Origin of the sequence: Pantoea sp. AS-PWVM4 (assembly GCF_000468095.1) — a bacterium.
In the GTDB taxonomy this organism is placed as follows: Bacteria; Pseudomonadota; Gammaproteobacteria; order Enterobacterales; family Enterobacteriaceae; genus Pantoea; species Pantoea phytobeneficialis.
This window is the reverse complement of record NZ_ASZC01000006.1, coordinates 155,304-167,045: the sequence shown is the minus strand read 5'-3', so window position 1 is coordinate 167,045 and position 11,742 is coordinate 155,304. Positions and strand designations below refer to the sequence as shown.

8 protein-coding genes and 1 tRNA gene are annotated in these 11,742 nt (G+C 54.8%); 1 reads left to right on the top strand and 8 read right to left on the bottom strand.

Annotated elements, in window-relative coordinates; genetic code table 11:
• Positions 1-6 precede the first annotated feature (6 nt).
• The 6 genes from dppB to L579_RS07965 all read right to left on the bottom strand — a co-directional run bounded on the left by dppB (position 7) and on the right by L579_RS07965 (position 6,785).
• On the bottom strand, positions 7-1,026 hold the full coding sequence (dppB, locus tag L579_RS07990; protein WP_021183745.1) for a dipeptide ABC transporter permease DppB: 1,020 nt from the start codon (positions 1,024-1,026) through the stop codon (positions 7-9).
• Between the two features lie 201 nt (positions 1,027-1,227).
• Positions 1,228-2,838 carry a dipeptide ABC transporter periplasmic-binding protein DppA gene (gene dppA, locus L579_RS07985; protein WP_021183744.1) on the bottom strand — a complete coding sequence of 537 codons (1,611 nt, stop codon included), beginning with the start codon at positions 2,836-2,838 and terminating at the stop codon, positions 1,228-1,230.
• A gap of 752 nt (positions 2,839-3,590) precedes the next feature.
• Positions 3,591-3,667: transfer RNA gene (locus L579_RS07980), tRNA-Pro, on the bottom strand.
• A 123-nt stretch (positions 3,668-3,790) separates the two neighbouring features.
• Positions 3,791-5,485 (bottom strand): kdo(2)-lipid A phosphoethanolamine 7''-transferase, encoded by a 1,695-nt coding sequence (eptB, locus tag L579_RS07975; protein WP_021183743.1) that lies wholly within the window; start codon positions 5,483-5,485, stop codon positions 3,791-3,793.
• A gap of 320 nt (positions 5,486-5,805) precedes the next feature.
• Entirely contained in the window at positions 5,806-6,234 is a 429-nt protein-coding gene (locus tag L579_RS07970; RefSeq protein WP_013507301.1) for an organic hydroperoxide resistance protein, read from the bottom strand.
• Between the two features lie 86 nt (positions 6,235-6,320).
• Complete coding sequence (locus L579_RS07965; RefSeq protein ID WP_013507300.1) at positions 6,321-6,785, bottom strand: MarR family winged helix-turn-helix transcriptional regulator; 465 nt, start codon at positions 6,783-6,785, stop codon at positions 6,321-6,323.
• Positions 6,786-6,846: 61 nt separating this feature from the next.
• Here L579_RS07965 and L579_RS07960 point away from each other — a divergent pair, with 61 nt between their 5' ends.
• Positions 6,847-7,455 (top strand): HD domain-containing protein, encoded by a 609-nt coding sequence (locus L579_RS07960; RefSeq protein WP_036625911.1) that lies wholly within the window; start codon positions 6,847-6,849, stop codon positions 7,453-7,455.
• 134 nt (positions 7,456-7,589) lie between these two features.
• On the opposite strand, the gene L579_RS07955 is transcribed toward L579_RS07960, so the two are convergent.
• Positions 7,590-7,886, bottom strand: a complete 297-nt coding sequence (locus L579_RS07955; protein ID WP_021183741.1) for an HTH-type transcriptional regulator — start codon at positions 7,884-7,886, stop codon at positions 7,590-7,592.
• A 256-nt stretch (positions 7,887-8,142) separates the two neighbouring features.
• Positions 8,143-11,736 (bottom strand): urea carboxylase, encoded by a 3,594-nt coding sequence (uca, locus tag L579_RS07950; RefSeq protein WP_021183740.1) that lies wholly within the window; start codon positions 11,734-11,736, stop codon positions 8,143-8,145.
• Between the last annotated feature and the right edge of the window lie 6 nt (positions 11,737-11,742).

The following is an 11,742-nucleotide window of genomic DNA, read 5'->3' as shown; positions in this document are numbered from 1 at the left end:
GCCCCCTTATTTCTTATGACGGATACGTGGGTTAACCACGCCGTACAACAGATCAACCAACAGGTTGACCAGGATGATCAGAATCGCCACCAGCAGCACGCCGCCCTGCACCACCGGATAATCGCGGCGTTGCAGCGCTTCAATCAGCCAGCGCCCAAGGCCCGGCCAGGAGAAGATGGTTTCTGTCAGGATGGCCCCGGCCAGCAGCGTACCGACCTGTAAACCGATAACCGTCACCACCGGCAGCATGGCGTTACGCAGGGCGTGCACCACGATCACCCGCATACGCGTCAGCCCTTTGGCACGCGCGGTGCGGATGTAGTCTTCGCCCAGCACTTCCAGCATGGAGGAACGAGTCATACGCACAATCACCGCCAGCGGGATAGTCCCCAGCACGATGGCAGGCAGGATCATATGCATCACCGCATCTTTGAAGTCGCCCGGCTCGCCCCAGATCAGGGTATCGATCAGCATAAAGCCGGTAAGCGGATGGCTATCATCAAGGAAGATGGTGTCACTGACACGCCCGGAGACCGGCGTCAGGTTGAGCTGCACCGACACCAGCATGATCAGCATGATGCCCCACCAGAAAATCGGCATCGAGTAGCCAGTCAGGGAGATGCCCACGGCGGTGTGATCAAAGACGGAACCGCGTTTGACCGCCGCCAGTACGCCGACCGGAATGCCGACGGCAATGGCGAAGATCATTGCGCAGATGCCCAGCTCCAGCGTGGCTTTAAAGCGCGGTACGAATTCGTCCCACACCGGAATGCGGCTTTTCAGCGAGATACCTAAATCACCGTGCAACACGCCGTTGATGTAGGTGAGATATTGTTTCCACAGGGGTTGGTCAAGACCAAACATCGCCATCAACTGAGCATGACGCTCGGGCGAAATACCACGCTCACCCGCCATGATCAGTACCGGGTCGCCGGGGATCAGGTGAACAAACGCAAAGGTCAACAGGGTAATACCGATAAACGTTGGGATGACAAGGCCCAGACGTCGGAGTATGAACTGCAGCATAAGCCGTACTCTCAGTCATTTCCCGCAGCGTTGCCGCCGGGGACTACATTGCTCAAAACATGCATCCGGCACATAGCCGAACGCGACGCCAGAAGCGCTTCAATAAAAAGAAATTAGCCGGAAAAAAAGTGCGGAGTGCGGGCGGCGAAGAAGCCGCCCGAGGGCCGACGGCGTCGGCCCTGACCGCCATAATCCGAAAGGTTATTCCTGGATATCGACGTTTTCGAAGTGATGTTTACCTAACGGGTCAACCACATAGCCGGTCACTTTCTTGCTGACTGGCTCATACACAGTCGAGTGCGCAATGATCAGCGCCGGAGCCTGGTCATGCATAATCACCTGTGCCTGTTTGTAGTACTCAATACGTTTGTTGTGATCGGCTTCAGCACGGGCTGGCTGAATCTGATCTTCAAACGGCTTGTAGCACCAACGTGAGTAGTTAGAACCGTCTTTCGCCGCTGCACAGCTGAACAGGGTGGCGAAGAAGTTGTCCGGATCCCCGTTATCACCGGTCCAGCCCATCATCACGCTCTGATGTTCACCCGCTTTGGCACGCTTCAGGTACTCGCCCCACTCGTAGGTAACGATGTTGGCTTTGACACCGATTTTCGCCCAGTCAGCCTGAACCATTTCCGCCATACGACGGGCGTTCGGGTTGTACGGACGCTGTACCGGCATCGCCCACAGGTCGATGGTGAAGCCATCTGGCAGGCCCGCTTCTTTCAGCAGCGCTTTGGCTTTAGCCGGATCATACGGGTAATCCTGCACCGCGTCGTTGTAACCCCACATGGTTGGCGGGATCAGGTTTTTCGCGGCCTGGCCAGCACCCTGATAAACCGCATCAATGATGGCTTTCTTGTTCACCGCCATCGTCAGTGCCTGACGCACTTTCACGTTATCCAGCGGTTTTTTCTCGGTGTTGAACGACAGGTAGCCGACGTTCAGACCCGGTTGTTCCATCAGATTGATGTTTTTGTCTTTCTTCATGCTGGCGATATCAGCCGGGTTCGGGTACGGCATCACCTGGCACTCGCCTTTCTGCAACTTGGCGTAACGCACGGAAGCATCTGGCGTGATGGAGAAGACTAAGCGATCGATCTTCGGTTTGGTGCCCCAGTAATCCGGGTTCGCTTTGTAGAGGATGCGCGAGTCTTTTTGGTATTGCAGCAGCTGGAACGGACCGGTACCTACCGGGTTCAGGTCCACTTTTTCCGGCGTACCGGCTTTCAGCATGTTATCCGCGTACTCTTTCGACAGGATAGAGGCGAAGTCCATCCCGAGGTCGGCCAGGAACGGAGATTCCGGACGGGTCAGCACGAAGCGAACGGTGTGATCGTCCACTTTCTCGATTTTGCTGATCAAGTTCGGCATGTCCATGCCTTCGAAGTACTCGTAGCTGCCGCCAGAAACGCCGTGGTACTTGTTGTTTTTATCGAGCTGACGCTCGAAGGAGAAAATCACGTCATCAGCGTTGAAGTTACGCGTCGGTTTGAAGTCTTTGGTGGTTTGCCACTTCACGCCTTGGCGCAGATGGAAGGTATAGGTTTTGCCGTCAGCGCTCACATCCCACTTTTCAGCCAGGCCCGGTTCTACTTCTGTGGTGCCGATTTTGAATTCAACCAGACGGTTGTAGATCGGTACGGAGCTGGCATCGTAGGTGGTACCAGAGGTGAACAGCTGAGGGTTAAAGCCTTCCGGCGAACCTTCTGAACAGTAAACGAGGGTTTTCGCCTGGACACCCGCGGCAACGGTCATAGCAATCAGGCTCAGACCGACCTTCAGCATCCTGGATTTAGCCAGGGAGTTGATCATGTTTTGCTCCATTGTGATGTGATGTTGTGTGCGTTGCGCCTGACCTCTGATTTTTTTATGCGGTTCAGGCAAGTCACTTTTGTGACCAAAATGCGAATCGTTGTTTTTGTTGCGCTGGCACCGTGGAATCTGCCAGACGCGTCGGACTCTGCATCTATTGACGCATCAATTTGTCAACAGTTGCAAAGAACGTCAATACAAGGTGGGGTTATTTACAGAGAGTGTGAGTAACCGCAAGCAACGATAAAAAACACCCTTCAACCGGTAAGCCAATATTTAAAAAGGTGATAAAGCGCGCTATGCCGAGTGATTATCTGGTAAAACCACCAAATGACAGTGATTATCACCGCTAAAAAACATACAAATATTACCGGTAAATGTTGAATATATGAACGATTCCCCGTGCGTTATGACGTTCAGGCAGAGAAATATGCTGTACTAATGGCATAAGAAATCAGCAAAAAGCAAAAAGCGGTCATAAGAAGAATGTGTCGCGAATTAAGCGGCAGGCTGAGAAGTGGCAAGGGATTGATAGCCGTGAACAGGAATAATGACGACTAATGGACGATTGCCAGACGTAAGGGGTGAAAGATTAACTTTAAATCTTTAATCATCCTCCGCAGCAGGGCGTAACGGCGCGATTTATCGCGCAATTTTGTGTACGACGCCGGAAAAAACTGCGCGATAAATCGCGCCGCTACGGTTGATACAGACGAAAAAAAACCCGCTTTTACAAGCAGGTTTCTTAAATTTGGTCGGTGAGAGAGGATTCGAACCTCCGACCCCTTCGTCCCGAACGAAGTGCGCTACCAGGCTGCGCCACTCACCGATGGGGGCGCATCTTACTGCGCCACTCCGGGAGCGTCAATCCCTTTTTGTGCAATTCCATGCGATCGCCTGGAAAGCAGGCAGCGGAGAAAAAGCCCCCGCTGCTCAATAAGTTCAGGCAAAATTACAGCGGTTTGGCCTCAGAGGTAACCGCCGGTGCCTGACACCAGTTGTTCGCCGCTTTAATACCGCCGTCCGGTGAGGTATAGCCCAGACAGCCGAGAATGGTATCAAACAACTCGACGTGACGATGCGTCTTGCCAACACGCTGCTGCGCCTGTAAACGCTCAAAATTGCTGCGATTGTTGGGGTCGGCCAAATACTTATCCGAGGCCCAGACGATCATCGGTACCCGGAACTGCTCCGGTGGTGCCATCTCACGCGGTGTACCGTGCAGATGCATATTCTCGCTGATCGACTCACCGTGGTCGGCGGCATAAAACACAATCGCCTTCTTATCACGCAGCTGATCAAACACGCTATCGAGCATCGTATCGACGTATAAAATCGAGTTGTCATAAGCGTTAATCAACTGCGCTTTACTACAGGTTTCATCCACCCCCATACACTCCGGTTGGTAGCGGGCGAAGCTGCGCGGATAACGCTGCGAATACAGGTAATGTGAACCTTTGGTATGCAGCACCACCAGATGCTTACCTTGCGGATAACGTTCCAGCGATGCCTGCAATTCCGGCACCAGCAGCATATCATCCACCGGTTTTCCCTGATTACGCTTCTCAGAACCAATTTGTTCGCGGAAAGAGAAGTTATTCACATCGGCGTTATCGTAAAACCACACTTCACTTTGCATGGCGAACAACTCGGAGGTGAAACCCAGTTCTTTCAGTACCGCGAAGATGTTCTGCTCTTTCAGGGTACGACCGGGATTATCCATCGTGCCACCTTCGCGTACGAACATGCAGCGCAGCGACAGCTTAGTGGCGGTATCACAAGACTCGCCGCGGAACGCCACCAGGTTTTTCTCTTTCGAGAGCTTCGGCGTGGTATCGCGCTGATAGCCCAACAACCCCATATGGTCCCAGCGCGTGGTTTCACCAATCACAAACACCACGTAGGTATCATCAATTCCTGCCGGGGCCACGTAAGTAAACTTTTTCGCCGGGTCCAGCAGCTCCTGACTGTCCACCTCTTCATCCAGTTTGGTCCAGGCAAACAGCCCCAGCGCGGCAATCCAGTTTGAAGGCAGATAGGAGTGCGCCACCACACCGCCGTAGCTGGGCAGATCGATATTGGTGATCTCTTCGTTGGCTTTTTGCAGCTTGTCAAAATAGCGAATCGGCAGCCACACCAGCGCCACGCTCAGCAACAGAATCAGGGTTGGTTTGATGCGCTGGCCTGGGGTTTTCAGCTGCTCAATCAGCGTCTTACTCAGGTTATTGCGCCAAATCATCAGCAGCGGCAGGGCACTCACCAGCACCATCCACAGCACGAAATGCAGTCCGATAACTTCTTTTGACAGATCCACATCGGTGGTCATTACCGAGGCGACAATGCCATAGCCAATCACCACGTTAAAAAACGCCATGTAATAGGCGGCAGCAACCGAAATCACCACCAGCAGGCTGGCAAGCACGCGGTAAGCCCATTTACCGCCGAGCGACAAGAGTCGCATCAGGAAGAAGGTCAGCAGCACGGCGGCGACCACTTCAACCAGCGCCGAAGCCCAGTTTGTCAGTGAGGATTTCGTCAGAAAGCCGTCAAATCGGCGATAAAAAATCGGCAAATTCAACAGAATGCCGATATACAGCGCGAGCATCAATGACAGCTTCTGCTGCGTTAAGGTCTTAATATAATTCATGAATTTATTTATTCCCGGCTGGTGTCGGAGCGGTAACCCTAAAGTGGGACTATGTAAAGGCAATAGAGTTCGCTTTTACCGCAGAAAAGCGTGATGCAAGGAACTGTTCGGGAGGAATCTGAACCGAGGGCATAGCAATTTTGCGAAGTGGCTCAGTAAAACATGCGTTAAGAGGTGTGACCAGACAAATCTTGTTATCGGTCCAGGTTGAGCATTTTTTGCACACATCAAAAGTGACGTATCTCGTAGCGACGCGATTTACCGCGCTGTTTTTAAAAGCGCGCGATAAATCGCGCCGCTACGTATCAACACGTTCTGCCTTAGTTGATGATATTCAGCGTCACATCGATATTGCCACGGGTGGCATTAGAGTAAGGGCAGACGATATGCGCAGCATCGACCAGTTTCTGCGCTTCAGCGGCATCCATCCCCGGCAGATGAATATTCAGTTTGGCTTCAATACCAAAACCGTTGGGGATCGGGCCGATACCGACTTCACCTTCAATCCACGCATCTTTCGCAATGGCGAATTTATCGCGCGCCGCGACAAACTTCATCGCACCGAGGAAACAGGCAGAATAACCAGCAGCAAACAGTTGCTCCGGGTTAGTCACTTCACCGCCTGCACCACCCATCTCTTTTGGCACGCCCAGTTTCACATCCAGCACGCCATCAGAAGAGGTAGCGCGGCCATCACGACCACCGGTGGCTTTGGCTTTTGCGGTATAAACAACTTTTTCTAAAGACATGATAACCTCACTAATTCGCTATTTTATCGCGCACTACTTACATAGCGCAGCCTGATATGACACGGGTGCAGCGCACCCGCACTGAATTACTTCGCGCGATTCAGATTATCGCGCAGATCATCCAACTGGTTTTTCAGCGCCAGCAGCGTCTCATCATCACAAGCCGCAGCGCATTTGATCGCTTCCGGAATGGATTCCGCTTTCTGGCGTAATGCCCTTCCCTCGTCGGTCAGGGTCACGACAACCTGACGTTCATCCTGACGCGAACGCGCGCGGCGCAACAACCCGGCGCTTTCCAGCCGTTTCAACAACGGCGTCAACGTGGCGGAGTCGAGAAACAGCTGCTCGCCGATCTCCGATACCGTCACATCATCCTGCGTCCACAGCACCAGCATCACCAGATATTGCGGATAGGTGATTTCCAGCTGTCCCAGCAGCTGACGATAGACCTTGTGCATCGCCAGGTTCGCCGAATAGAGGGCGAAACAAAGATGCTGATCCAGCTTGAGTGGCGTCTGCGACACTTTTTTGTCATCTTGATTACTGTTCATGCGATTTAATATAGATAGCGCGCTAGACAATTGCAAGCTACTTTTTACGGAGCAGACCATGATGCGGGATTCACTGGAAGATCAGGCGCGTCACTATGCCACCCAGGCTCATGCCGAAGCCGGACAGCGGCGCAAATATACCGATGAACCCTATATCGTCCACCCGGCGGCGGTGGTCGAGCTGGTGCGTAGCGTGACCGATGACGAAGCAATGTTGTCAGCGGCCTGGCTGCACGACACGGTGGAAGACACCGCCAGCACTTTGGCAGACATCACCCGCCTCTTCGGCCCACGCGTAGCTGAACTGGTGGATATGCTCACCGACAGCGCGCAGCCACAGGCGAAAAACCGCGCGGCACGCAAGCTGGCCCACTTTCGCCATACCGCGCAGGCGTCACCCGAGGCGCAAACCATCAAACTGGCTGACATCATCGATAACACCCGTGCCATTGTGCAATTCGATGCCGACTTCGCCCGGGTTTATCTGGTGGAAAAACAGATACAAATTCAGCTGTTAAATGAAGGGGATAAACATCTCTGGCAGCAGGCGGATAACATTATTCGCCAGGGGCTGACCCAGTTGGCGCACCCGCCGCACAGCGTGCCGGAGAGTTGGTTTGTGAAGCAGGCGGCCAAATATGGTGTGATGCTGACCAACCCTGACACATAACGTAGCGGCGCGATTTATCGCGCGAATTTAAATATCAAAAACAGCGCGATAAATCGCGCCGCTACAATTGCCGGTGCTCATGACAAACAAAAAAAACCCGCCATCAAGGCGGGTCAGAACCGAATAGTCGGTGTTTACTCAAGTAGTTGTCGACCCAGATAGGGATTAGCCTGCAACAGCTTCATCAATTTACGCGCCGTAGCGGAAGGGCGCGTACGTTGCGCCTCCCAGCTTTTCACTGAAGAGACGCTCACCCCCATCACGCGGGCAAATTCATCAACCTGCATGCCGGTCATCTCTCGTAAACGCTGTGGCTCGGGAACTGACGCCTTTTGAAGGGCGATTTCAGATACAGAAGGCTGTGCATCACGTGTCAAAACAATCTGCTCAAGACTACTAAGTAACTCGACCATTGGATCTTTTATTTCCATAGAGAACTCCTTAAAACTCACTATGAATCACGTGAAAGTAGAGAGGTAAAGCGTCCGTAAACGCTGAAACCGACCGGTTCAGGCTGCATCCCGCAACGGTTTAAGAAGATTTATTATGAAACCGTTACGGGACACAGCCTGTTGCACACTGCGATAAAGATGCCAGAACAATGCAACAATTGGCCGGGTTTTAAGTATGGGTCAGATCCCCGGCTTTGCTGCTTTTTTAATGATGATTTATTGATCTAAATTATGCTCAGACCGGATCGATCACCATAAGTAACTGACCCGCCTGTACTTGCTGCCCGACCTGTCGTTGCAGGCTATGGATTTTTCCGCTAACTGGCGCGACGATCGGGATTTCCATCTTCATTGACTCGAGAATACCAACGGTAGCCCCCGCTTCAATGTCACTGCCTGGTGCCACCAGCCACTGCCAGACACTGCCTGCCACCTGACTCTCCACGCCACAACAATCGGCGGGAATACGGGTCTCTTCATCGGCCGACTCCGGCAACTGGCTATCAAAGGTAAACTGCCCTTCAGCGCGCCAGCGCACCAGCTCGCTGTCGAACGCCTGCTGACGCTGCTGCTGAAAGCGGTCAATGTCCATCGCCTGCTGTGCCAGCAACGCCTGATAATCGTCGAGGCGGAATTCTCCCTCCTCCATCCGCAGTGGATAATCCCCCCACGGAAAACGCTCACGAATCTCCAGCAGCTCGTCAGCGCTCACTGGATAGAAACGGATCTGGTCGAAGAAGCGGAGCAGCCAGGGTTGGCTAAACGCTGACGTTTGGCGGTCACGGTTCCACATCTGCAAGGTGCGCCCGACAAACTGATAACCCCCTGGTCCTTCCATGCCGTATACGCACAGATAGGCACCACCGATACCCACCGAGTTCTCCGCCGTCCAGGTGCGCGCCGGATTGTATTTGGTGGTCACTAAGCGATGACGCGGATCAAGCGGAGTCGCTACCGGTGCGCCGAGATACACATCGCCCAGCCCCATCACCAGATACGCGGCGCTGAACAGAATCTCTTTCACCGCCTCAACGCTCTCCAGACCGTTGATACGACGGATAAATTCGATGTTGCTCGGACACCAGGGCGCATTGGGTCGGACAGACTGGCTATAGCGTTGGATCGCGATACGGCAGGCTTCATCATCCCAGCTGAGCGGCAGCCACACGGTGCGCGAAGGCACGGCGGCATCAGCTAAGGTTCCCAGTACATTATCTGCGTGCAAGATGTGCGCCAGAAGCTCACTTCTTGAACAAAGCTGCGCGTCGTAATGAACCTGTAAGGAACGGATGCCTGGCGTCAATTCCAGCTGACCCGGCAGCGGATGGGCCTCCAGCCACTGCATCAACGCATGGACACGAAAACGCAGCGCGATATCTAACAGAAGATCGCCATACTCCACCAACAGAAAACGGTCACCGGCGGCGCGTACACAAAGCGATGGCAACGCACCGGTTGCTGCATGTTGGTGCAGCACTGGATCAATCAGGGGCAGCGCTGCGCTTACCGTTAACGGTTGAGGTTGCAGGCTGGCGATCTCCTCACGCTGCGCTTGCGCCAGTTGATCGGCGCTTGCCAGATCGATCGGCAGAAACTGCACCCGATCCCCGGCTTTCAACTGACCGAGCTTCCACAGATCGGCCTCAACCACCGTGGCCGGACACACAAACCCGCCGAGTGACGGGCCATCCGGGCCGAGGATCACCGGCATATCGCCGGTAAAATCGACGGTGCCAAAAGCATAAGCATTGTCGTGGATATTGGAGGGATGCATCCCCGCTTCGCCACCATCACTACGCGCCCAGGTGGGTTTCGGCCCGATAAGACGGATGCCGGTGCGGCTGGAGTTGTAGTGCACCTGCCACTCAGCGGCGAAAAATTCACGGATATCGTCGTCGGTAAAGAAAGTCGGTGCGCCATGCGGCCCATAAATCACCCGCAACTGCCAGTGGCCGCTCAGCTCAGGCAACAACGCCTGCGGCAGTTGCGCCTCGGGTAATTCAGCCGGTGCCGCCAGATGCAGTACATCCCCTGCCCGTAGCGCGCGCCCGGCATGACCACCAAATTTGCCCAGCGTAAAGGTGCTGCGGCTGCCCAGATAACGCGGTGTATCCAACCCACCGGCCAGCAGCAGATAACTGCGGCTACCGTCACGCACGTCGCCCAGCGTCAGAGTTTGTCCGGCCTGCGCGCAGATAATCTGGTTCATTGCCAGCGAGTGTTGATCGAGCTGCGCCGCCAGGGGGGCACCAGTCAGGACAAAACTACAGCGTTGGTTGAAACGTAAAGTTGGTCCACGCAGGGTGATTTCCAGCCCGGCAGCCTGGGGATCATTGCCCAACAAGCGGTTACCCAACTGAAAGGCACGGCTGTCAAACGGGCCGGAGGGCGGGACGCCAACATGCCAGTAGCCGACACGGCCCGGCGCATCCTGTACCGTGGTCAGAGTACCGCCGCTGATAATATCCAGCGTCGGCGGCTGCCACTGCACAGCGCCGAGGGTGGCAGTAATGATGCGTCCCTTCTGCACCTCCGCGAGAGTCAGCAGATGGCGCAGCCATAACAGGTTGGTTTCGATGCCATACAGTTCCGTCGCGTTCAGCGCCTGCGACAGTCCGGTCAGCGCCTGATCGCGATCTGCACCCTGCACAATCACCTTTGCCAGCATCGGATCGTAGAACGGTGAAACCTCCATGCCACCCTCAACGCTGCTGTCGACGCGCAATGTGACGTTTTCCACCTCAGTAGGAAACGCCACATGGCTCAGCAGACCGGCGCTGGGCTGGAACTGCTTCGCCGGGTCTTCGGCGTACAACCGCACCTGAATGGCGTGGCCGTTTGCCACTGGCTGCAAACTGGCGAGCGGCGCTAGCGTCTGCTGTGCCAACTCAACCATCCAGCGCACCAAATCCACGCCGTACACCATCTCTGTGACGCCATGTTCCACCTGTAAACGGGTGTTCACTTCCAGGAACCAGAACTGCTGGCTGCCCTCGTCATAAACATATTCCACCGTCCCGGCGCTGCGGTAGTTCACCGCACGTCCCAGCCGGACTGCGGTAGCCTGTAACTCCGCACGTACCGCGTCACTCAGGCCCGGTGCCGGGGTTTCTTCCATCACTTTCTGATTACGGCGTTGTGCCGAGCAATCACGCTCGCCCAGCGCAATCACCTCGCCTGCGCCGTCGCCAAAGATCTGCACTTCGATATGACGCGCACGGGCGATAAATTTCTCTAAAAATACGCCATCGTCGGCGAAATTGTTGCCTGCCAGACGTTTTACGCGGGTAAAGGCATCAGCCAGTTGCTGCGCATCATCGCAACGCTGCATACCAATGCCGCCACCACCCGCGGTGCTTTTCAGCATCACCGGATAGCCGATTTCCGTTGCGGCAGCCTGTGCCTGCTCCAGCGAAGTCAGCAGTCCACTGCCCGACAGCAACGGCACATTATTTTCTTGCGCCAGTGCGCGGGCGCGATGCTTCAGACCAAAGGCCGCCATCTGCTGCGCATTCGGTCCGAGAAAATGCAGGCCCGCGGCCTCGCAGCGGTTAACAAATTCGGGGTTTTCACTCAGGAAACCGTAACCAGGGTGCAGCGCCTGCGCGCCGCTCTCGGCGGCAATCGCCAGCAGCTTGTCCTGGTTCAGATAGGTATCGCGCACCTGGCCTGCGCCCAGCGACCAGGCTTCATCGGCCAGCCGCACATGGCGCGCATGACGATCGGCTTCGGCATACACCGCAATCGCCTTAATATTCATCGCTTGTAAGGTGCGGATAATGCGCACCGCAATCGCGCCACGGTTGGCAATCAATACACGCTCAATCATGACTTC

Coding starts and splice junctions, on each gene's coding strand:
- L579_RS07960 (WP_036625911.1), top strand. CDS start 6,847: ATGCGGGATTCACTGGAAGATCAGGCGCGTCACTATGCCACCCAGGCT.
- uca (WP_021183740.1), bottom strand. CDS start 11,736: ATGATTGAGCGTGTATTGATTGCCAACCGTGGCGCGATTGCGGTGCGC.
- L579_RS07970 (WP_013507301.1), bottom strand. CDS start 6,234: ATGTCTTTAGAAAAAGTTGTTTATACCGCAAAAGCCAAAGCCACCGGT.
- dppB (WP_021183745.1), bottom strand. CDS start 1,026: ATGCTGCAGTTCATACTCCGACGTCTGGGCCTTGTCATCCCAACGTTT.
- eptB (WP_021183743.1), bottom strand. CDS start 5,485: ATGAATTATATTAAGACCTTAACGCAGCAGAAGCTGTCATTGATGCTC.
- L579_RS07955 (WP_021183741.1), bottom strand. CDS start 7,886: ATGGAAATAAAAGATCCAATGGTCGAGTTACTTAGTAGTCTTGAGCAG.
- dppA (WP_021183744.1), bottom strand. CDS start 2,838: ATGATCAACTCCCTGGCTAAATCCAGGATGCTGAAGGTCGGTCTGAGC.
- L579_RS07965 (WP_013507300.1), bottom strand. CDS start 6,785: ATGAACAGTAATCAAGATGACAAAAAAGTGTCGCAGACGCCACTCAAG.